This window comes from Tamaricihabitans halophyticus, assembly GCF_004340875.1.
Lineage (GTDB): Bacteria > Actinomycetota > Actinomycetes > Mycobacteriales > Pseudonocardiaceae > Tamaricihabitans > Tamaricihabitans halophyticus.
The window spans coordinates 280627-304729 of record NZ_SLXQ01000004.1; the positions used below are offsets into that span (position 1 = coordinate 280627).

The 24103-nt window shown below is 66.6% G+C and carries 9 protein-coding genes; 3 read left to right on the plus strand and 6 right to left on the minus strand.

Annotated features, from left to right (window positions below):
• Positions 1–54 precede the first annotated feature (54 nt).
• Together EV191_RS13340 and EV191_RS13345 are read right to left on the minus strand one after the other, a co-directional pair.
• Complete coding sequence (locus EV191_RS13340) at positions 55–969, minus strand: M23 family metallopeptidase (RefSeq protein ID WP_132877392.1); 915 nt, start codon at positions 967–969, stop codon at positions 55–57.
• A 207-nt stretch (positions 970–1176) separates the two neighbouring features.
• The gene (locus tag EV191_RS13345; protein ID WP_132877335.1) at positions 1177–2565 is read right to left on the minus strand and encodes a lysine N(6)-hydroxylase/L-ornithine N(5)-oxygenase family protein; all 1389 of its coding nucleotides are present in this window, start codon (positions 2563–2565) and stop codon (positions 1177–1179) included.
• Positions 2566–2872: 307 nt separating this feature from the next.
• On the opposite strand from EV191_RS13345, the gene EV191_RS13350 reads away from it, so the two are divergent.
• Both EV191_RS13350 and EV191_RS13355 read left to right on the plus strand, forming a co-directional pair.
• Positions 2873–4585, plus strand: coding sequence for an ABC transporter ATP-binding protein (locus EV191_RS13350; RefSeq protein WP_132877336.1), 1713 nt, complete (start codon positions 2873–2875; stop codon positions 4583–4585).
• Positions 4586–4598: 13 nt separating this feature from the next.
• A complete protein-coding gene (locus EV191_RS13355) occupies positions 4599–6398 on the plus strand; it encodes an ABC transporter ATP-binding protein (RefSeq protein ID WP_132877337.1) in 1800 nt (599 codons plus the stop codon).
• Between the two features lie 24 nt (positions 6399–6422).
• Here the strand turns inward: EV191_RS13355 and EV191_RS13360 are convergent, their stop codons facing one another.
• The 4 genes from EV191_RS13360 to EV191_RS13375 form a co-directional block, all read right to left on the minus strand.
• Complete coding sequence (locus EV191_RS13360; RefSeq protein ID WP_132877338.1) at positions 6423–7028, minus strand: GNAT family N-acetyltransferase; 606 nt, start codon at positions 7026–7028, stop codon at positions 6423–6425.
• Between the two features lie 29 nt (positions 7029–7057).
• Entirely contained in the window at positions 7058–7267 is a 210-nt protein-coding gene (locus EV191_RS13365) for an MbtH family protein (protein WP_132877339.1), read from the minus strand.
• The gene (locus tag EV191_RS13370; RefSeq protein ID WP_132877340.1) at positions 7264–21645 is read right to left on the minus strand and encodes a non-ribosomal peptide synthetase; all 14382 of its coding nucleotides are present in this window, start codon (positions 21643–21645) and stop codon (positions 7264–7266) included. Before EV191_RS13370 ends, EV191_RS13365 begins: the two co-directional genes overlap by 4 nt.
• 67 nt (positions 21646–21712) lie before the next feature.
• The gene (locus EV191_RS13375) at positions 21713–22726 is read right to left on the minus strand and encodes an iron-siderophore ABC transporter substrate-binding protein (RefSeq protein ID WP_132877341.1); all 1014 of its coding nucleotides are present in this window, start codon (positions 22724–22726) and stop codon (positions 21713–21715) included.
• Between the two features lie 326 nt (positions 22727–23052).
• On the opposite strand from EV191_RS13375, the gene EV191_RS13380 reads away from it, so the two are divergent.
• Positions 23053–24102 carry a FecCD family ABC transporter permease gene (locus EV191_RS13380; protein ID WP_132877342.1) on the plus strand — a complete coding sequence of 350 codons (1050 nt, stop codon included), beginning with the start codon at positions 23053–23055 and terminating at the stop codon, positions 24100–24102.
• Position 24103: the final 1 nt, after the last annotated feature.

Here is a 24103-nt window from a genome sequence, read left to right on the forward strand (position 1 = left end):
CGAGGTTCGTACGAGTTGCCAAGGCTAGCCCGACAGGGCAAGCACCCTGGCTAGCTAGAGTTGCACGCCGCGTTCGGCCAGCCAGGCCTGCGGGTCGACCTTCTCGCCACCGTTCTGCCAGACCTCGAAGTGCACATGCGGCCCGGTCGACTGGCCCTCGTTGCCGATCTCGGCGATCTTCTCGCCCGCCTCGACGCGCTGTCCTGCGCTGACGTCGTAGACCGCCATATGCCCGTAGACGTGCACCGTGCCGTCGTCCAGCTGAATCCGTACCCAGTTCCCGAAACCGCTCGCCGGGCCGGCTTCGATCACCGTGCCACCGGAGGCGGCGACGATCGGCGTGCCGAGGGAGTTGGCGATGTCGATGCCCATATGGCTGGCGCCCCACCGGGCACCGAAGCCCGAGGTGAACGTGCCCTGGGCGGGAGCGACGGTGCCGCCCGCGGCGACTTGCGGTTGCTGCGGTTGCTCGGCCGCCTGCTCGGCCCGTTCGGCCTCGCGGGCCGCCGCTTCGCGGGCCTCGCGTGCTTCCCGCGCTTTCCTTGCCGCCTCGGCCGCCGCCGCTCGCGCGGCCTCGGCTTCGCGGGCCTGCCGCTCGGCGGTGACCTGGGTGGTCTCGGCGAGCTTGCGCGCCTCGGCCGTGCCATCACCGTCCGCGCCGAGTACGACGGGACGGGCGGTGAGGCCGGAGCCGCCACCGGTGCCAAGCGCGGCGTTCGCGATGTTGCCATCGGCTAGCGGGGTAACCGTGTGATCTGAGTCCGAATCGGCCGTCGCGGCCAGTGATTGTCCTGCGGCAGCGGCGGCGAACGCGCCAGCCGCTACCGCGGCAACCACTACTTTGCCGCGTAGCGCGGAACTTGGCGTGGGGATGCGATGCGCGCCAGGGGCGCGCTTGATCGCGACAGCATGTGCCTCATCAAGCGCAGGAGAGCAGCCGCGACCGCCGGGGGAGCGGTGTCGTGCCAATGCCTGACCCTTCTCGTCGGGGAAGTCCGACCGGAGGCTCCAGGCGGGGGATCCTGGCGAGCGGCTCGGGGGCGCCACTCGAACGACTCCATCGTGGCCGGACCGTTATAGGGTTTATCGAACCGTAACCACGAGATTCCAGGGTTGGCAACCCGCCGCACGACAACACTGCCACGATACTGAACGAATTCCCAGTTCAGGGCCGCATTAACGAGATTCTGTGGCGCGCGTCTCGGGTAACCCGCGCATCGCGCCAAGCGCCTGCGCTGGCACATCGACCGTTGCCGCTCCGTGACCAAGCCGATGCAGTACGGAGCGCACGATATCGCTGGTACGTGCCACGGTATTGGACAACAAGGATGAGGAAATACCGTGCGTGTGCTCGGTGCCCCCCTGCAAATACAGGCCCGCGCGCAGCGCCGGATCAGTGATCACCCGATAATCGCGCGCTACGCGGATGTTTCCTTCGGCGTCCGTTCGACACCACTCGCCCACCGCGCCGAGCAGCCGCGCCGGATCAACTGGACGATATCCGGTGGCACAGACGAGCACATCACAGTCGAGTACGGTCTTTTCCAGTGATGCCAACGATTCCACCGTGGCACGTACCCCGCCATCGGCTTCGGCCACCTCGACCAACCTAGCCACGTTGTAGATCCGCAACCGTTCGGCGCCCAGCACCTTTTCCCGGTAGAGCCGCGCGTACAACTCCTCGATCAACTCAGGATCAACCACGGAGTAGTTCGTGTTGCCGTGATAATCCAGGATCATCCGTTTTACCTCACCCGGCGCGGTGAAGTACTTGTCAACCGCATCTGGGTCGAACACCCGGTTGGCGAACGGGCTGTCATCGGAAGGGCTGTAACCGTACCGGGAGAACACCGCGCAGATCTCCGCGCGCGGGAACCGATCATGCAGGTACTTGGCCACTTCCGCGGCGCTCTGCCCAGCACCGACCACGGCGAACCTCGCTGGATCCGACTCGGCGATCGTATCTACTCTGGACAAGAGATCGCGGTTGTGCCAGACGCGCTCGCCAAGGGACACACCGTCCGGCAGATTCGGTTCCATGCCGATCCCGAGCACCAGATTACGCGCCCGGTACAGCACGGTCGGCGCACCGCCACCGGTAGGCCGAGTGACCACATCGAACAACTCAACCGTCGAACCGGTGGTAACCGGGCGAATCTCGGTCACCACCGTGCCGTAAGCGACCTGATCCGCGAACCTCGCCGCGGCCCACTCCAGGTAGTCGTGAAACTCGACACGAAGCGGGAAAAGGGATTTCTGGTTGATGAAATCGACCAGCCGTCCCTTGTTGTGCAGGTAGGCAAGAAAGCTGAACTCGCTGGTCGGATTGCGCAAGGTGACCAGATCTTTCATAAAGGACACCTGCATCGTCGCATCGTCGATCAGCATCCCGCGATGCCAGCCAAAGGCAGCCTGCCGTTCCACGAACGCCGCGGTCAGATCCTGCCGCCCAGCCTGCTGATTGTGCTCCCGGACGGCAATCGCCAGCGCAAGGTTTGACGGGCCGAACCCAACTCCTACCACGTCGTATGTCGGTACCTGCTCATCTGGCGATTGCTGCGACATTCCCGTCCTCTCACGCTCGCGCCAACTGGCAACGGCTGACGACTAGAAGACAACTGGTGCACCGGCCGCACACCTTAGCCTAGATTAATGTAGGTGAGCCTAACCTAATGATCATGATCATAGACGGCCCACTGGGAACTGTGCGTGTGCGGCCGCTCACGTATCGATGCGCACTACTAAGGATAGGCTTGCTTCGCTTATCGTGTCACGCGTTGCCACGGCGGGGCGCCCGTTCGGCCGAACGGCCAACCAGGCACAGTGACCGCTGACCACGAAAGTGCTGACCACGAAAGTAAGGAACGATGCGATGCCGCAGCAGCCGAAGCCAGGCAGCCGGCCCGCGCGTGGCGTCCTGGCCAGCTCGATTCGGGGCCAGTCCGCACTGGTGACGACCAGTACGGTGTTCTATATCTTGCACCAGGGCGCTGAGGCCTCGGTGCCGCTGCTGATCGGCGTGATCATCGACGAGGCGGTCACCACCGGCTCGGTGAGTGCACTGGCCCGCTGGCTGCTCATCCTCGCGGCGGTGTTTCTCGGCCTCGCGCTGAGCTTCCGGTACGGCGCCCGTGCTGGCGAACGCGCCTCGTATCAGGCGGCGCACCGGTTGCGGATGCGACTCACCAGCAGGGTCGTCGATCAGCACGGTGGAGCCGAAGCCGGCCGGCTGTCGGGGGCTTTGGTGAACATCGCGACGAATGACGCCAAGCGGGTGGGCGCGGTCAATCTCGCGCTGCCCCTTGGTGTCGCCGGCCTCGCCGGCATTCTGGTCGCGGGCACGGTATTGCTCCGCATCTCCACACCGCTCGGCCTGCTGGTCCTGCTCGGCACCCCGTTACTACTCGTCCTGGCCCACCTGCTCGGCAAACCGCTCGAGCGGCGCAGTGGCGCGGAGCAGGAACGAGCCGCGCACGCCTCGGGTGTGGCCGCGGACCTGGTCTCCGGACTACGCGTACTCAAGGGCATCGGCGCCGTTTCCACCGCCGTGGCCAGGTATCGCGCCACCAGCAGGAACTCGCTGGCGGCTACGGTCCGCGCCGCCCGCGCCGAAGCCTGGCACGACGGGGCGATCCTGATACTCACCGGGGTGCTGATCGCGCTGATCGCGCTCGTCGGCGGGCAGCTCGCGATCAACGCCGAGATCACCATCGGCAACCTGGTCACCGCGGTCGGCTTGGCTCAGTTCCTGCTGGGACCACTGCAGATCTTCGCCGTGGTGAACGGGCAGCTCGCGCAGGGCAGGGCTTCCGCGAAGCGGATCGGCGAGGTACTTGCCGCCACACCGGCGGTGCATGCCGGCGAGGAGCCGCTGCCCAGCACCATCCGCGGTGAACTCCGACTGCGCGGATTGCGACTCGATCCACTGCACGATGTTGACCTGTCCGTACCGGCTGGGCACACGCTCGGGATCGTCGCCACTGATGCGCGCGCGGCGACGGCCTTACTGGACTGCCTTGGCCGGGCCGCGGAACCCACGGCGGGATCGGTTTCGCTGGACGGGATCGACGTGTCCACTGTCGCGCCGAGCCGGCTTCGCGAGGCGCTCGTGGTCGCGGCGCATGACGCGGATCTGTTCGAGGAGAGCCTGCTGGACAACGTCACGGCCGCGACACCGGAACTGTCCGAGGACGCGGTGGCCGCGGCCCTGCGCGCCTCCGGCGGGGACGAGGTCGCGGAAACCCTCCCCGCTGGCGCGCACACCGTACTCGCCGAACGGGGCCGCTCACTGTCCGGTGGGCAACGACAGCGGGTTGCCCTTGCCCGCGCGCTCGCCGGCGATCCACCGGTGCTGGTGCTGCATGAGCCCACCACCGCCGTGGACGCCGTGACCGAAGCGCGGATCGCCGAGGGTATTCGCGAGCTGCGTACTGGACGCACCACCGTGCTGGTCACTACCAGCCCAACACTGCTGAAGATCACCGACACGGTGGTTTTCGTTGCCGGGGCAGCGGTCCAGGCCGAGGACACGCACTCCCGGTTGTTGCGCGCGGACGACCAGTATCGCTCGGCGGTATTGGGATGACGGGGGCGATGGGATGACCGAGCCACACGGAGACGCCGCGGCCAGGCAACAACCGACCGGGCAGGCCGGCTTGCTGCCAACGGCGGACGGGCCGGCCATTCGCGGTGCGCTCGGCGCGCTGCTGCGTAGTGCACGTTGGCTCGCCGCCGGCGCGTTTCTGCTCATGCTCGTCGCCACCGGGCTCGGCTTGCTTATCCCGCCGCTGCTTGGCTATCTCGTCGATCTCGTCGCCGAACAACGCGCGGCCGATACGATCGTCCTACCAGTGCTGCTGATTCTGGGTATCGCTATCGGGCAGGGCATTACCACCGCGGTCGGTTTGACCAGGCTGGCCAGGCTCGGCGAAGGAATGCTGGCCGAACTGCGTGAGCGCTTCGTCCGGCGGGCGTTGCACCTGCCACTGGAACGCGTGGAGCAGGCCGGGTCCGGTGATCTGACCGCACGGGTAACCAACGACGTATCGATGATCGCGGACGCGGTGCGCAACGCGCTGCCGGAGCTGGCGCGCTCCGGGCTGACCATCGTGCTCACCCTGATTGGCATGATCGTCCTTGACTGGCGATTCGCGGCCGTCGCCCTTGTCGTCGCGCCGATCCACGTACTGACGGTGCGCTGGTACCAGCGCCACGCCGTACCGCTGTATGCCGCGCAACGGGTAGCGACGGGTGCACAACAACACCAGTTGCTGGATACCGTCGGTGGAGCCCATACGGTGCGCACCTTTCGGCTCGGCACGGCACATGTCGACAAAGTCCGGACCCGCTCCACGCGTGCGATGGAGCTGATGCTGCGGGGCGTGCGGCTGGTTACCGGTTTCTACAATCGACTGAACTTTGCCGAACTCCTCGGCTTGAGCACCGTGCTGATCACCGGCTTCGTGCTTGTCCAAAATGGCTCGGCGACCATCGGCACCGCCACGGCCGCGGCGTTGTACTTCCACAACCTGTTCAATCCGATCAACGCCGCGCTGCGGTTGGTGGACGACGCGCAGGTCGCGCTCGCCAGCCTGGCCAGGCTCGTCGGCGTGACTGAACTACCCCCACAACCGGAGAACACCCGCACCGGTCAGCAGCTCGACCCGACGATCAAGGTCGCCAACGTTCGACATGAGTACGTGCCGGGCCAGCCCGTACTTCGGGATATCGACCTCGAGGTGGCGGCTGGTCAGCGCGTCGCTCTGGTTGGCGCGAGCGGTGCGGGCAAGACCACGCTCGCCAAGTTGATCGCCGGGATACACGCACCGAGCAGGGGCTCGATCACCCTGGGCGAGGTCGACCTTACCGAGCGCGGACCACACGCGATCAGTGATTTGGTCGGTCTGATTAGCCAGGAGGTGCATGTATTCGCCGGCCCGCTCGCCGACGACCTGCGCCTTGCCAAACCCAAGGCTGCCGACGAGGAACTGCTCGCGGCTGTTGACCAAGTGGGCGCGCGGGATTGGGTCCAGGCGCTGCCCGATGGTCTGGCCACCGTGGTGGGCGAGGGTGGCCACCGGCTGACCGTCACCCAAGCCCAACAACTCGCGCTCGCACGCCTGATACTGGCGGATCCGCGGATCGCGATCCTGGACGAGGCCACCGCGGACGCGGGCAGCGCGGGCGCCCGCGTGCTGGAATCCGCTGCCGCCAACGCACTCGCCGGGCGCACGGCGCTGGTGGTGGCGCATCGGCTCACGCAGGCGGCTGCCTGCGACCGCATCGTGGTACTGGATGCGGGCGCCATCGTGGAAACCGGTACCCACGACGAGCTGGTTGCCGCCGACGGACGCTACGCCCGGCTGTGGCGCGCCTGGTCCGCCCCACGCCCGACCTGACGCGGCGCCCCGTGTTCGCGTTCTTTAGGGATCTTGCGGTTCTTGGGTAGGTGGGCGGCGGTCGTGGATCATCAGCGCGGCCCGCTTTCGTTCCAGGTCCACGGTACGTGCCTGCCGAAAACCAGCTCGTTGGAAGGCCCGGACGGCACGTTCGTTGCGGACATCCGGTTCGGCGACAACCCGGGCGGCTACCGGGTACTCGGCAAACTGCCAAGCAGCCATCGCGGCCAGCAGCCGAGGGCCCAAACCTCTGCCGACATAGCGCGTCGAACCGATCAGTACGTGAATACCGCGATCCCGGTCGGACAGTTCCGGCTCACCAGCAAGCGGCGAACTGGCCACCTCGTAGGTCTCCCAATAACTCGCCGGAGCACCGTCCAGTTCCCCGATCCACGCCGACTCCCCCCGATTTTCGGCAAACGCGCGCAGGTACTCCCGCACGACCGCTACCGAGTACGCTCCTTCACCGTCCCTATCGGTATGCAATCGCCAGAAGTTCTTGGCATGCTCGGCGTTCAGCCAGTCCCGCACCAGCGGCGCATCCTCCTGCGCCGAGGCTGGGCGTACCGCCATCCCAGCTGGAACCTCCGATACGGGAAGGTGCACGAGTCGACTCCGTGCCGCAGTCATGTCGTTCCTCGATTCGAGCGCCGGTTCGGTTACTCCCCCATCGCCTCTACCAGGCTACGTGGGCGCATATCGGTCCAGTTCCGCTCCACATAGTTCAGACACGCCTCCCGTGACTCGACACCGAACACCTGGGACCAGCCAGCCGGCACCTCGGCAAACGATGGCCACAGACTGTGCTGGTTCTCCGCGTTCACCAGCACCACGAACTGACCCTCTGGGTCGTCGAACGGGTTACTCATACCTTTCCTCCTTTTTGTTCGGTCAATGTAGATAGTCGAGCCTCCGGTGTCGCCACGGCGCCACGCAGTACCGATACCCACCGGTCGGCCAGCAGCGCGACGGCATTGTGGTCGAAGAGCTCAGTGGCGTACTCGAGCTCGCAGGGCACCGGCCCATCATCGGCCGGCTCATAGAAGCTCACGGTCAGCTCGGTGCGCGCGGTCCCAGTCGGCACTGCGACGAGTTCGGCACCGAGCTCTTCGACCTCGGTCAGTACCGCCTGCTCGTGGTGGACGAGTAATACCTGCGGCACTGGCGGCAGTTCCAGCTCCGCGACCAGCCAGGCATAGGGAACATCCTGGTGGTCAAGAGCACCCAACGTCGTCTCCCGGACCCTGCTCAGCAGCTGGAGAAAGCGCGGATCGCCAGTCGTATCGGTACGCAGCAGCACCGTGTTCGCCAGGCAGCCGACCAGCCCGCCGAGTTCGTCCTCGGTGCGACCGGCGACCTGAGTGCCGATCGGAAGCTCGGTGTGCCCCTCGGCGCCCAGTACCGTACCCAGCGCGGCGTGCAGGATCATGAACATGCTTGTTCCGGTGCGCTGAGCTAGCCCATCGATCGCGGCGTGCAGTGCGCTGTCCAGAGTGAACTCGTATCGACCACCGGCGGTCGAGGTGGCCTCCACCGCCTTCGCGCCCGGCAGCCGAACTCGCCCGGCAAGGCCAGCCAGCTGGCCGCGCCAGTACTCGATCTGGGTCGCAGCGAGGCTGCCAGCGTCATCAGGGTCACCGAGTAGCTGATGCGCCCACAGCGTGTAGTCGGCGTAGTCGAACGGCAACGCGGTCCATTCCGGAGCCAGCCCGGCACGGCGGGCGCGGTAAGCCGTCACGAAGTCCCGTAGCAGTGGGACAACCGACCACTCGTCAACGGCAAGATAGTGCATCCCGAACAGCAGGGCGGTTCCGTCCCGCGCGCTGAGCAACTCGACCCGCAGCGCCGGCTGCTCAACCAGTGCCGGTCGGTATCCAGCCTGTTCACCTAGCGCCGCGGTAAGCGGTTCGGCGGATTCGGCGAGCAGCACGAGTTCCGGTGGGTCGACCAACCGCTGTCTCGCCACACCGTCCTGCTCCGCGTAGGAGGTACGCAACGGCACATGGCGGTCGACGAGATCGGTGAGCGCCTGGCGGAGCGTGGGTAGATCGAACGACGTGCTGGTGGTCAACGCGAGCACCTGATCATCGCCGCCGCCGACACGGTAGCGCGCCCAATGTTCGACCTGATTCGGCGCTAGCGGCAACGCTTCCGGCCGCTCCTGGGACCGCAGGTCCGGTCGCGCGGTCCACGCCGAGTCGATTCGCTCCGCAAGCGCCGCGACCGTTGGGGCGTCGAACACGTCGCGAATGGACAGATCGGCACCGAACTCGGTGCGAATCCGCCCGAGTAGCCGCATCGCGGACATCGAGTGGCCACCGAGCGCGAAGAAACTGTCCGCCACGGCGACCTGGGCGACACCAACCCCGTGTAGCCCGAGCACTTCGGCGAACAACCCGGCAAGCTTGTGCTGGCGCGGTGTCTCAGCTACCGAGTCCGTTCCGGTCAGCGCGGCCCAGTCTGGTGCGGGCAGCGCCGCCGCGTCGATCTTGCCGTTCGGCGTCAGCGGGAGCGGCCCGGCCAGTTCCACCAGAACATGCGGCATGAAGTAGTCCGGTAGCAACGTGGCAAGCTGCCCGCGAATAGTGGGTTCGTCCAGCCCAGCCGAGTCCGGATCCGGTACCAGGTATCCGACCAACCTGGGCTCCCCGGTACTCCGGTCCACGACAACCGTGGCTTGGCCCACGCCGGCACATTCGGTGAGTACGGCGACGATCTCGTCGAGTTCGATCCGGAAGCCACGGATCTTCACCTGGGCGTCGGATCGACCGAGGAACTCCAGTGTTCCGTCCAATCGCGACCGAACAAGATCGCCGGTCCGGTACAACCGGGAACCTTCCGGGCCAAACGGGCTCGCTATGAACCGCGCCGAGGTCAGCGCTTGCCGGCCAAGATAGCCGCGTGCCAACCCCGGCCCCGCGAGGTAGAGCTCGCCGGCGACCCCGGGAGGTACCGGTCGCAACCTGGCGTCCAGCACATACACCGCCGTGTTCGGGTCCGGCCTACCGATCGGCGCGGGGCCGCGTAGCCCTGGCTCAGCGCGCCACAGCGTGGAGTTCACCGTCGCCTCGGTCACGCCATAACAGACGAACACGGTCAGCTCATCAACCCAGCGCTCGATGAGGTCCGCGGATACGGTTTCGGTGCCAACAAGCAACGTCGTGCCGGCAGGTAGCCGCTCCTGGCTCGGCAACGCGGAAACCAGCGAAGGTGGCAACGCGGCATGGCTCACCCGCTGGGTGCGCAGGAACTCGGTCAGCGGCCGGCCAGGAACCCGGATCTCATCGGGCGCGAGTACCAGGGTTGCACCGGTACACAAGGCCATGCACAGCTCGAAGATCGCGACGTCAAACCCGATCGAGGCGAACTGCAACACCCGCGACCCAGGCCGCACCCCGAACCGGTCAACCGCGGTGGCCACCAGGCTCGCCAGGCCGCGATGCGGTACCACGACACCCTTTGGCCGACCGGTGGAGCCGGAGGTGTAAATGACATAGGCGGCTTGGTCGAGCGGCACCACTGTCGGCGAGAACACCGGCTCAGTCGCGGCGAGCTCACCCAGTACCTCAGCCGAATCCAGAACCAGCCGCGATACGCCAGGCTCTCCTGCGATCTTCTCCGCATGGGTTTGCGTGGCGATCAGCAGCCGCGCGTCCGAATCGCTCAGTTGGTAGGCGAGCCGGTCGGCGGGATGCGCGATATCCAACGGCAGGTACACGGCGCCCAGTGTGGTGATCGCGAGCAGCACGCCGATCTGTTCGGCACCGCGCGGCAAGGCAACCGCCACCACATCGCCGGGCCGGATTCCTCGGTTGGCCAGCACGGCGGCGATCCGTTGGATATCGGCGTGCAGCTCGGCATAGCTGACCTCGCGGCACCCATCACACACCGCGACCGTCTCGGCGTGGTCCCGCGCGATCGAGGCGATCAGATCCGGCAGCGAAGACTCCGGTACGGCCCGGGATTCGGCGTGGCCACCGGCACGCGCGCGGTCCAGTTCGGCCGAACTGAGCAGCTCGATCTCCGCTACCGACAGCTCAGGCTCAGCGGCGACGGCGTTGACGACGCTGTTCAGCCGGTGCGCAAGGTCCGCGACGATGTCCTCCGTGAACAGTTCGGTCGCGTACTCGATTGAGCAGTGCAGCGGTCCCCCGGTGGCCGGGTCCTCGCGGAAGCTGAACACCAGGTCGAACTTGGCCGCCCGGTGTTCGACTGGTTCCCAGTCCAGCCGCAGCTCCCCGAAATCGAGCGCGGCTTCCTGCGGATCACGGTAGCTCACCAGCACCTGGAAGAGTGGGTTCCGCGCGGCCGAACGTGCCGGATTGCATTCCTCGACGACAGCCTCGAACGGCACATCGGCATTCGAGAAGGCCGCCAGATCGGTTTCCCGCAGTTGCCGGACGAGCTGGCGAAAACTCGGTGCACCGGACAGGTCAGCCCGAAGCACCACGGTGTTCACGAAGAATCCGACCAGCTCGTCCAGCGCTTCGTCCGAACGGCCAGCAATCGGTGTGCCGAGCGGGATATCCGTGCCCGCGCCCATCCGGTACAGGAATGCGGCAACGGCGGCCTGCACGACCATGAACATGCTCGCACCGGTTTCTCCACTGAGTTCCCTGAGCTGTCCGCTCGCGTACTCGTCAAGCGGGAACTCGAGTACCCCACCGGAGCCGCTTGGCCGTGCCGGCCGAGGGCGCGCTCCCGGCAGCTGTATCTCCTCGACGATGCCGGCCAAGGAATCTTTCCAGTAGGCCAGCTGGCTGGCCAGCACACTGTCCGGATCGGACCGATCACCGAGCAGCTGACGCTGCCAGAGGGTGTAGTCCGCGTACTGAACGGGTAGCGGCGACCAGTCCGGGGCCGCTGCGACCAGGCGCGCTCGGTATGCCGCGGACAGATCACGCAGGAACGGGGCGTCGGACCACTCGTCGGTAGCGATATGGTGCAGCAACAGCAACAGCACGTGTTCCGTATCGGACAGTCGGAACACGGTTGCCCGCAGCGGGATCTCGATGGACAGGTCGAACGGGCGATCGAGACCGGCGCGCAGCAGCTCTGGCAGTTCGGCCGCGGTGACCTGGACCTCGTCTACCGGTACGTCGACCGTGTCCGCGGGAAGCACCCGCTGCTCGGGTACGCCGCCGCTGACCGGGAACACGGTCCGCAATGCCTCGTGCCGCCCCACCACGTCGGCAAGCGCCGATCGCAGCGCGGTGCCGTCCAGCTGGCCGGACAAACGCAGCGCCAACGGGAAATTGTATGCCGCCGAGCCGGTGGTGGACTGGTCGATCAGCCACAATCGCTGCTGGGCGAAGGAAAGCGGGATCGCGACGGGCCGATCCTGCGGCACGAGCACTGGTCGCGGCCCCCGCGTGCCACCGGCACGGGGCGCGAGTTCGGCGACCGTGGGTGCGTCGAACAGATCGCGGATCGACAGTTCCGCGCCAAGTTCCGTGCGAGCCCTGCTGATCAGTCTGGTCGCCAGCAGCGAGTGGCCACCCATCTCGAAGAAGCTGTCGTCGATACCGACCGAGGCGGCGCCAAGCAGCTCCGCGAACAACGCGCACAGCACCCGCTCGGCAGCATCTCTTGGCTGCCTGCTGTCCGCGCCGGCTTCGATCACCGGGGCGGGCAGCGCAGCGACATCGAGCTTGCCGTTGACGGTCAACGGCAACGCGTCGACGCCGATAATCGTTGCGGGCACCATATAGTCCGGTAGCAGCCGTTTGACGAACCGTTTGAGCTCTTCGGGGCGGGCCGAACCCACGACATACCCGACCAGCCGAGGAAATCCGTTGGCCGAGGACATCAGTACCGTGGCATGCGCGACATCCGGATGTTCGGCAAGCGCGGCACTGATCTCACCGAGTTCCACCCGGTAACCGCGGATCTTCACCTGGTCGTCGGTGCGGCCCAGGAAGTCGAGGTTCCCGTCGATGCGCGTCCGCACCAGATCACCAGTCCGGTACATCCGGGCGCCAGGCTCGAATGGATTGGCCACGAACCGTTCCGCGGTCAGCCCCGGCCGGTTGTGGTATCCCCTGGCCAGCCCGATACCGGAGATGTAGAGCTCACCCGGAGTCCCCGGCGGCACCGGCCGCAGCCGCGGATCGAGCACGTACGCCCGGGTGTTCCAGATCGGACGGCCAACCGTCGACGTCGCCGAGTCGAGGGTGCCCCCACCAAGGGTGTTGATCGTGTACTCCGTCGGCCCATACAGGTTGTAGCCGAAAGTCCCCTCCGTATCGCACAGCCGCCGCCATACGGTCTCCGGAACCGCTTCCCCACCAAGCAACACCAGTGGCGGGATATGGCCTTCGAGCAATCCTTCGTCGATCAGCTGCTGCGCGTAGGTGGGCGTCACGTTCACCACGTCGACGGCGTGCCGGTTACAGTAACGGACCAACTCGGGCGCGTCCCTGCGCAGCCGCTCATCGCAGATATGCACCTCGTGTCCTTCGATCAGCCAGAGCAGCTCCTCCCAGGACATGTCGAAGGCGAACGAGACGGTATGCGCGATCCGCAGCCGGCGCCCAGCCAGCCGGACGGTCGGATCGAAGATCTCCGCCCGGTGATTGAGCTGCATGTTCGTCAGCCCGCGATACGGTGTGACGACTCCCTTCGGTCGGCCGGTCGATCCGGAAGTGTAGATCAAGTAGGCGGGGTGTTCGAGCCGTTCCGGCCGATCCTCGGCGAACGCACCAAGTTCTACATCGGACAGTGGCGCGGTGGCGAACGTCTCGAGTTGCGCGTGGATGGCGGGTTCGTCCAGCTCCAGTACCGGCGCCGGCGTATCGGGTAGCGCATCGACCGCGGACTTCGTGGTCACTACCCGCAGCGGGGCTGTGTCGACCAGCATATGCGCCAACCGCTCCGGAGGATGTTCGAGATCGACGGGCAGGTAGGCGGCACCCGTGCGCAGCACGGCGAACAGTGCCACGACCATCTCGACGGAACGAGGTATGGCGAGCGCTATCACCTGTTCCGGCCCAGCGCCGTGCCGCAGCAGTAACCGGGCCAGCTGGTTGATCCTGGTATCCAACTCCGCGTAGCTCAGGTGCTCGGTACCGCAGACCACGGCGAGCTGGTCGGGGTCCCGTGCCGCGCGCTCGGCGAGCAGTTCGGCGACCGTGCGGTGGTCCATCTCGTGCGTGCTGGCCGCCCAGTCACGCGCGAGCGATTCATGTTCGGCCGTGAGCAGCAGATCAAGCTGGCCAACGCGGTCATCCGGCCGACGGACCATGCGTTCCAGAATAGTCACGAAACGCTCGAGAGTGGACTGTGCGACGTCGCCGTCGATGCGGTCCGCGCGGTAGGCGAGTTCGATACTGATCCGTCGTTGCGGTGTCGCGATCAGGGTCAGTGGGTAGTGCGTGGCGTCTACATGCGTCGCCTGGCTGATCCCGTGCCGGCTGCGCAGGTTCGCCAGCCATTGCACGCCGTCCGCCGGTCGCAGTACAAACAGTGTGTCAAACAGCTGCCGATGGCCGGATTCCCGCTGCACCTCGCCGAGGCCGAGATAATCGAAGGGCAGCAGCTCGGCTCGCTCGTCCTGCATGCGACGGAGCAGCTGCCGTAGCGTCTCCGCCGACCGGCAGGTCACCCGGACCGGCACGGTGTTGAGGAACATGCCGATAATGCTCGTCACGTCGGCGACCGCGGCGGGCCGACCGGCCACGGCGGTGCCGAATACGATATCGCCTCGTCCGAGTGCGGCGGCCATGGTCAGTGCCCAGCCGGCACCGAGCAGGGTGTGCAGGGTGAGCCCGTCGCCACGGGCGAATTCCCTGAGCCGATCGCTGAGTTCGGCGGACAGCTCAACGCCCAGATTGGTCGGCATCACCGGCCGGTCACCTGGCTCGCTTTCGGTGAGCAGGCTCGGCTCGGTCAGCCCACCAAGGGCCTTCCGCCACGCCAGTTTTGCCCTGCTGAAGTCCTGCTCGGCCAGCCAGGACAGGTAATCGCGATATGTTCCGGGTGGCGCGAAGAGCCGGTCGCTGCCGGCCAGTTCGTACAGTGCGAAGAGCTGCTCGAGGAGCAGTTCGGCCGACCAGCCATCCCAGGCGATGAGGTGATAGGTGAGCACCAGGCGGTCCCTGCCCGGCGCGAGCCGGAGCAGCATGAACCGGAAGAGCGGTGGTTCGTCGAGCCGGAATCGCAGAGTACGGTCCGTGGCGAGCAGCTGGCGAACGCGCTCGTCCCGGTCGCCGGGAGGCAGCTCGCGCAGATCATGCTCGGTGATCCGTGGGCGCGGATCGACCGTGACGAACTGTACCGGCTCGGGTAGGCCATCGCTGGTGAATCCCGCGCGCAGGCTGGCGTTCCGGTTGAGCAAGGTGGTCACCGCAAGCGTCAGCCGGTCGACATCGAGCGTTCGGTTGAAGTCGAATGTGGACTGTGCTGTGTAGACATCCAGCTCGTCGGCGTCGTAACTGGCGTGGAAGTAAAGCCCCTCCTGTAGCGGCGACAGTGGCCAGACTTCGGCGACCGGGAAGGCGCTGCGGGCATGTACCTGGTGGGTCTGCTCTTCGGTCAGCCGCAACTGGACGTCCGCGACGCTCGTCTGTGTCGACGGCGTGTCCGCGATCGTGCCGAGTTCGGCAAGCGCGGCCGGGGTGCGGGCGGTGAACACGTCCTGCGGGTCGATTTCCAGCCCGTTGGATCTTGCCCTGGTGGCCAGGCTGATCGCACTGATGCTGTCCCCGCCGAGCGCGAAGAAATCATCGTGCTCGGCAACCGTGGCCAGACCGAGCACGGTGGCGTAGGCATCCCGGAGGATGCGCATCGCGGGCGTGTCGCGGGCGTGTTCTTCCGCAGAACCGGATTCCGTCTCAACACCGGGCTGGCCGGCTGGCTGCCCGTCCGGCAACGCGGCCCGGTCCAGCTTGCCGTTCGGGGTATGCGGTAGCTCGGCGAGTAGCTGTATCCGATGGGGTATCGCGTGGTTGGGCAGCCGCTCGGCAAGGGATCGCCTCAGCTCGGCGGCGTCCAGCCGGGCCTGCTGGTGCGGCACCGCGTAGCCGAGCAAGGAGCCGTGCCGGACGATCGCCGCCGCCGCGACCACACCAGGAATCGACCGCAGCTGGGCCTCGACCTCGCCCAGCTCGATCCGGTTTCCCCGAATCTTCACCTGGTGATCGGTTCGGCCAAGGTATTCCAGCGCGCCATCGCCACGGCGGCGGACGAGATCACCGGTGCGGTACAGCCGGGTGCCCGGTTCGAAGGGGTTGGCCACGAATCGCTCGGCGGTCATACCGGCGCGCCGGTGATAACCCCTGGCCAGCTGGATACCTCCGAGGTACAGCTCGCCGGGCGCGCCGATGGGCACCGGGCGCAGCCAGCTGTCCAGTACATGCAGGGTGGTATTCCATACTGGCGTGCCGATCGGCACGCCATCCGAGGCGTGTTGCTCGGTCTGTTCGCTCTGCCCGTAAGGCCACCAGCTGACGTCCACAGCCGCCTCGGTCGGACCGTACAGATTGTGCATGGCCACCCCGGTCAGTTCGGTCCATCGCGCCGCCAGTGCAGTGGACAGTGCTTCCCCGCTGGTGAAGACGCGCCGCAGACTGCTGGCCCAGTCTCGTTCGGTGGCCAGTTCGGGTACGCCGACGAAAGCGTCGAGCATCGTCGGCACGAAGTGCATGGTGGTGATCCGCTCGGCGCGGATGAGTTCGGCGAGATAGCGCGGATCCCGGTGCCCCGCGGGATCCGCGAGTACCACGGTGGCGCCCTCGCGCAGCGCCCAGAAGAACTCCCAGACGGATACGTCGAAGCTGGCCGGGGTTTTCTGTAGCACCCGATCCTCGGGTGCGAGGCCGAAGCTGGCCTGCATCCAGTTGAGCCGGTTCACGATTGCCCGGTGGCTTACCAGCACTCCCTTTGGCTGGCCGGTGGATCCCGAAGTGTAGATCAGATAGGCGGGATGTTCCGGTTTCGGCTGGTCTTCCGGCACCGGCATCGCCGGCTCGTGGCCGGTTGGTTCGTCGACGAGTATCGGGTGGACTCCGGACACCGCGGGCAGCATGGTGCCGGATCTGGTCAGCACGACCTTGGCGCCGGAGTCGGCGAGCATGAAGGCCAATCGTTCGGCCGGATAATCCAGGTCCAGTGGTAGGTACGCGGCGCCAGCCTTGCCGACCGCGAGCAGCGCGATCATCAACTCCGCCGAGCGCGGCACGGCGACGGCGACGATGCTTTCCGGACCAACCGCGGCTTCCCGCAAACGGTGGGCAAGGAGCACCGCCGCCCGGTCAAGTTCCCGATAGGTCAGCCTCGTCTCCGGGGCGATCACCGCGATCGCGTCCGGACTACGCCGCACCTGATGGTGGATCGCGGTCAACAGGGTGTCCGCGCCGATCGGTCGCTCGGTCGCGTTGGCGGCTTCGACTGTGGCGCGTTCGGTAGCCAGTCGCGGATCGAGATCGCGCACCGACCGCTCCGGTCCGGCGCAGATCAGCTCGACGAGCCGGACCAGCTGATCAAGCAGCTCCTGCGCCGATGCTTGCGACAGCCGTGCCTGGTCGTACTTCATGGTGAATTCGAAGCCATCGACGGGAGTGATGATCAACGCGACCGGGTAGTGCACCGCGTCGATCACCTCGACTCCGGTGACCCGCAGCTCGCCGGCGGGGTCGGTGGGTGCTGGATCCCGTGGGTAGTTCTCGAAGACCACGAGCGTGTCGAACAGTTCGGCATCCACCCCGGTTATCCGCCGCAGCTCGCGCAGCCCGAGGTGCTGGCTGTCCAGCAGGGCGGACTGTTCGCGCTGGCTACGCCGCAGAAAGTCCACAACGGACTCGTCAGGTCGCGGCCGTTGCCGCACTGGCACGGTGTTGATGAACAACCCCACCGCGGACTCGATCCCGCTGACCGTCGCTTCCCGGCCGGATACGGTGCTACCGAAGCACACGTCAGTGCGTCCGGTGTGCGCGCGTAGCAGCAGGCCCCATGCGCCATGCAGCACAGTGCCAATGGTCACCCCGTGGGTCCGTGCGAACTCGGTGAGCCCGCTGGCCAGCGCCCCGGACAACCGGGTGGCCAGCTTCGCCCGCCGAGGCTCGGCCCTGGACGGCGAGACCAGGGTGGTTGGCTCGTCGATCCCGTCGAGCGCCTGTTGCCAGGCGCTGCGGGCCGCGTCGTCGTCGCGTGCCGCAAGCCAGGCGAGGTAGTGCCGCCGGGGTGTTGGTTCGGCGAGCTGCTTCGGCTGGCCGTGCGGGGCGTAGCGCGCGAGAATCTCGCGCACCATGATCGGCACTGACCAGCCGTCCGCGACAAGGTGGTGGAAGGTGAGCAACAACCTGCCACCGGTCGCGGACCGGACGAAGGTGGCCCGTAGCAACGGCGGGCGAGTCAGTTCGAAGCCGGCTGATCGGTCCCGGTTGGCGATCTCGGCGAAACCCGAGTAGTCCGCCTCTGCCACTTCGCGCCAGGGCAATCGTGCTTCGGCGGCCACGACCTGCACGATTCGCCCGTCGTTCAGTTGCCGGAATCCGGAACGCAGGGATTCATGCCGGTCGAGCAACTCCTGCGTCGCCTGCCGGAGCGCCGCCGCGTCGACCTGTCCCGCGAGCTCGAGGGCCTCCTGCACGATGTAGACATCGGCGGCACCATGGCGCGCGTGCGCGTGGAAGTAGAACCCTTCCTGTAGCGGGGTAACCGGAAGCACGTCGGCATAGTCGCCGCAGTCGACCAGCTCACCATCGTCCACCGCGAGCGAGACCTCGGTTGGCGCGGTCATGGTGGCATCCAGGTCCTTGGCCGCGCGCGCCGCCGCGTTCTCGATGATGCCGGCGACCGTGCGATGCTCGAACACCTGCCGTACGGTGAAGCCGATCCCCTGTTCACCGGCAAGCGACATCAGCCGGAGCGCGAGGATACTGTCGCCACCGCACTCGAAGAAATCGTCGGTGATGCCGATGTCGGGGACGCCCAGTACCTCGGCGCACAGCCGGCTGAGCAGCGCCTCGCGTGGCCCCCTCGGCCGCTGGTCGCCCGCGCTGCCGAACGTCGGCGCTGGTAGCGCGGCACGATCGAGTTTTCCGTTGGGCAGTAGCGGAAAACGATCCAGCGCGACGATCGCGGCTGGCACCAGGTAGTCCGGCAACCGAGTGCGTAGGTGTTCCCGTAGTGCCTTACCCAACGCCGTCCGGTCACGGTAACGAGCTGGCACGTTCGCGAAATCGGCCGCGCTGCCGGAGGTGACGCCAGGGCGGTAGTCCGCCCGTGGCGAATGACCGAGCGTGAAGACCGCGTCCACCCTGCCGTCCGCGGCGCTTCCGGTCCACGTGCAGCTGGTCTGATAGCCATACCGCGCGCCGAGTTCGGACAGCTCCTGTGGGTCGACGGCGGTTGTGCGACTGGGCACCGGGTGACCGTCTACTTCGGCCAGTGCGCGGAGGTCGTCGACGATGCGGGCATTGGCAATCCCGCACAGCCTGAGCGTGTCCGGTCGTTCCTGTTCCAGCCGGTCCCCGAGCTCGGCAAGCGTGCGCACCTCGGTGTCCCACCGAAGTTCGGTGGCCGAACTCGCCACGTCGGGCGCCCTGCCCTTACGCAATACCACGTCGTAGCGGTACCGGCTGAGCTCGTTCGGGTCATCGGACTGTTTGATCCGGATGTCCAGCCCGCCGATCCCGTCGATCTCGCGGGCAAGCGCGGGGAAGAAATCCGGGTCGAGCAGCAACTCGCCTTCGCTGGCAAGCGCGGAATCGATCGTCGCGCGGCCAAGGTCGTTGGTTGCTTCGGCGATACCTGCCCGCAGGCAACGCAGCAGGCGCAGGTTCCGGATATCGCCAAGGAACACGGCGCCGCCATCGACGAGTAGCCGCAGCGCGCCCCGGAGTACCTCGACGAGGTACTCGACGCTGGGAAAGTACTGTGCCACCGAGTTGAGGACGACGGTATCGAACCGGTCGTCGGGCAGACCAGTGAAATCACTGGCCTGCAGGGTGCGCAGCTCCACCCGTCCGGCGAGTTCGGGGCGCTCCGCTATTTTGCGCCGCAGTGCCTCGATCGCTTCGGCGGAAAGGTCGGTACCCCAGTATTCGACGCTGTCCGCGGCCAACTGGGACAGGAGGAGTCCGCTACCCACACCGATTTCCAGCACTCGACGCGGGCGCAGCTCGCTGATCCGCCGCACCGTCGCCGCGCGCCAGCGCCGCAGCTGCGGCAGCGGGATCGGTGCCCCGTCATAACTACTGTGCCAACCGGCGAAACCGTCCTCGAAGGGATCACCGGCCGTGGCGGCGTAGAGCACTTCGTGGAGCTGCCTCCACTGCGCGACCGTATCCGCTTCGGCCCGCTGATCCCGGGTATCACGTGCCAGCTCGGGCACCACGTAGGCGACGAGTCGACGATCTCCGGTACCAACCTCGTACGGGAGGACCACCGCGTCCGCCACCGCGTCGTGTGCGGTCAGCGTGGCACTGACCTCGCCGGGTTCAATCCGGTAGCCGCGCACCTTCAGCTGATCATCGGCCCGCCCGAGAAATTCCAGCACGCCATCGGCGCGCCAGCGAACCCGGTCTCCGGTGCGATACATCCGGGCACCCGCGAGCTCGGCATACGGGTCGGGCAGAAACCGTTCGGCGGTACGGCCCGGCATGCCGAGGTAGCCCCTGGCCAGGCCCCTCCCCCCGAGGTACAGCTCACCAGGGAAACCGGCTGGCACCGGCTGCAGAGCCGAATCGAGCACATAGCAACGGGTGTTTCGATCCGGTACGCCGATCGGCACCGGTCCCTGCCAGTCCGGTTCGGCCGCCCAGAGTGTCGAGTTGACACTGGCTTCGGTGACCCCATAACAGACGAACAGCTGCTGGCGCTTGGCGAACCGGTTCACCAAGCCAGCGGGAACCGACTCGGTGCCAACGCCAAGCACCGCGTTCGCCGGTAACAGGCAGTCCGCTGGCAACGCGCTGACCAACGATGGCGGCAGGAAAACGTGCGTCAGCTCCTGCTCGATCAGGAAATCAGTGAGCTGCCGGCCAGCGATCCGGTACTCGTCCGGCACGATCACCACGCTGGCGCCGACGCAGAGCGCCATACCCAGTTCCCATACCGCGACGTCGAATCCGATCGACGCGAACTGGGCGACTCTGCTGTGCTCATCGACCCCGAACCGCTCGATCGCGGTAGCGACCAGACTGCCGATCCCGTCGTGGGTCAGGTGCACGCCTTTTGGGGTTCCGGTGGAACCGGAGGTGTAAATCAGGTAGGCGGCGCGCGCCAGCGGCAGGGGTTCCCGAGCCGCGAGTTCTCCGCTAACGCCGGCCAGCTCGGCTGGATCATCCAGCACGATCGGGGTGGCTTCGCTCGCCGGTAGCTCGGTAAGCAGCGCGCCGACCGTCAGCACGGTGCGCGCACCGGAATCACGAAGCACGTAGCCGAGCCGCTCCGCCGGACTGGCCAGTTCCAGTGGCAGATAGGCCGCACCCGCTTCGAGTACACCGAGCAAACTCGCCACCAGCCGGGCGGAACGCGGAAGGGCTACCGCGACGACGTCCTCGGCGCCGACGCCACGCGCGACCAGCAAGCTGGCAATCTGGTCCGCCTCCGCGAGCAGTTCGCGATAGGTCACCGTGTTCTGTCCATCATGGACGGCTATCGCGTCGGGTGCGCGGGCGGCTTGCCGACGTACGGTGTCCGGCCAGGACAGCTCGACGACCGGACCGTCATTGACGCCCCAGGAACCGACCAACCGGGCGCGCTCCTCGGCGGTCGTCAGCGCGACACGGCCGATCGGCCGTGTCGGGTCGGCGCACAATTCCTGCCACAAGGCGGTAAAGCGACCCAGCTGCGCGGCGAGTAACGCGGCTGGGCACGCGGCGGCGAACTCCACATCGACCAGCGCGCCGGCTGGGCGAACGGTCATCGTGAGGTCCGCGGTACGCGCACTGAACGCGGATGCGTCGGCCCCTGGCTGCTCGATCAGTTCGGCCAGTGCCGCGGACACCGTGTCGCGCAACTCCTGACCAGTCTGCTCTGGACGGATGCGCAGCCGCAGTGGCCGTAGCGGTGTCTCGCCCAGGTCGACGCATGCCACCTCGAGGCCGATCTCGCGGGCGCCGGTAACGCGATGCGCATAGCCGGCCAGCGCGGCAATCGCCGTGGTAGCTGGTTCGACATCGGGCAACGGGAGTTCGGCATGCAGCCGGACTGGCTCGGATTCGCCGTGCGCGGCGTGACCATCGAGCAGCCGCGTGGCCGCCACCCCACCGATATCCGCGATCTCCCGGCCTTCCGGCATCATCGTTTCGACTCCCCGCGTTCGGCGAACTGGTCCGTTGGTCGTGGTTGTCGATGGCCGTGTACAGCCACTACCGCGCGTTCGGCCCCGTTTGCTCCAGCAGTGGCACCACACGATCAATCGCGTACGGGATGCTCAGCACGGTGTTGAATGAGACGGCGGCGCCGACGGGCGGGTCGTAGTACGTGACAAACACCGAGGCGTCCTCGCGGGCAACCTTCGATCGCTGGTACACCTCGTCGTTTTGCACCCGCTTGCGTACCGAGTCGTCCGCGACGGTCCACAACATCCGATCCACGTCGGCGACGAGGTCCAGCCGTTCGGAGCTCACCTCAGCCGCATTGTTGTCCCCGGCCAGTTCGGTGATTTCCGATGATCCTTGAAAACCGAGCTCGAGGGCGAACTCCGCCTTCGCGTCGTGGTCCGCGAACAGTGCGTACTCCCCTGGCTGAAAACTATCCGCGACTACAATGGACTGTTCGGCGAACTCCGGATGCTCTTGGCGCACGGCGGCGAACTTGGCGTCCACTCCATCGATCAGCTTGGTGGCCTGTTGCTGCTTGCCGACCGCCTTGCCGATCCGTTCGGTCATCAGTCGCCATGGCGCCGCGTAGTCCTGCTGACCGGGGGGCTGCGCCACGGTCGGCGCGATCTTCGCCAACTTCTCGTACTGTTCCTTGGTCATCCCGCTGTACTGCGCGATGATCAGGTCCGGCTGGAGCTTGGCGATCTTCTCCAGCTGATAGTCGTCCCGCTCCCCCACGATCTCCGGTTTTGTCTCGCCCCACTTCGGCTTGGTCCACGGCCAGTTCCCGTACGGCCGCTCCCCGAACCAGTCCACCACGCCCACCGGTTTGATGCCGAGGGCCAGCAGGGCCTCCTGATCGTTGAGCCCCAGCGCCACCACTTTCCGCGGATTCTCCGGCAATTCGGTAGTTCCGTACTTATGCTCCATCCGGACGCCGGAGTTGCCCTCGGCGCCGTCCGAGGCGGTACCGCAGGCGGCAACCACGACCGCCAGTACGGACACGACAACCAGAGTCGACAGTCGGCGCACGAAGCGGCGGGCGCGGAACGTGGACATCGGCACCTCTTACGGGTCGTGGGATGTGGCCAAGGCCGGCGGAAAACTCCAGCGGACGCTAGTTAGGAAAGCCTAAACACACTGACGACCCTAAGGTAAGCATCACCTAACCTCAAGCACGACGTTCGCTACGCCACTCCACGTTGCCGAGCACCCCGGGTAACCCCGGGACAACCAACTGAGGTAAAGCTAGCCTTAGCCCCACGGTGCAAGGTGTCAGTGGACGTGTCGAACCATCCGGAGCCGCCGGTGTTGACCAGATCGAGGTTGACCACATCAAGCCCGCCGCGACCAGCGGCATCCAGTTTGCTTGGCAACGAACGCCCATGACACGCGTATCGACCACACGGCCCCCGCCAGCCGTACCCAGACAATCGGCACGATCCTCCTGGCGGGTACCACTACTCGTGGTGTGCGTTGTCGCGCTGGTATCGCTGTGCCTGATCTCGATCGCCGTGGGCGCACGACCGATCGGGCTCGGCGAGATATGGCAGGGAATCGTCCAGCCAGGTGGTTCCGAGATCGACGCGATCATTCGCGATTACCGGATTCCCCGCACGCTGCTCGGACTGCTCGTCGGGGTCGGCCTCGGCCTCGCCGGGGCATTGATGCAGGCACTCACCCGCAACCCACTCGCCGATCCGGGGTTGCTCGGCATCACCAGCGGCGCCTCGTTCGGGATCGTCTTCGCCATCGCCGTCGCGGGTGTTACCGCCGTACACGGCTACATCTGGTTCGCCTTCGCCGGTGCGCTACTGGCCAGCACGGTCGTCTCGCTGCTCGGTGGGCTGGGCAACGCCGGTGCGACCCCGGTCAAACTGGCTATCGCGGGGATCGCGATGACCTTTCTACTCGGCTCGTTCACCAGTGCGATGGTGCTCTCCGACGCGCAGACACTGAACCGCTATCGCTTCTGGTCAGCCGGATCGTTGGCCGGACAGCCGCTGGAGATCATCACACAGCTGCTCCCCTTCCTGGTTGCCGGAACGCTACTGGCGCTCGCCAGCGGGCCCGCGCTGAACAGCCTCGCGCTTGGCGAGGATGTCGCCGTCTCGCTTGGCCATAGACCACGGCTGGTGCGTCTCAGGGGGATGCTCGCGATCACGCTGCTGACCGGCGCTGCCGTAGCGCTCGCCGGTCCGATCGTGTTCGTCGGACTGGTCGTACCGCATATCGCGCGTATCCTGGTCGGTCCCGATCAGCGTTGGCTGTTGCCAACCGCGATGCTGATCGCGCCGATCCTGCTGCTTGCCGCGGACGTCCTAGGGCGCGTCGTAGCCCGGCCAGCCGAGATCCAGATCGGCATCATCGTGGTCTTTCTCGGTGTGCCGTTCTTCATCTACCTCGTCCGCCGCCACCGGCTCACGGAGCTATGAC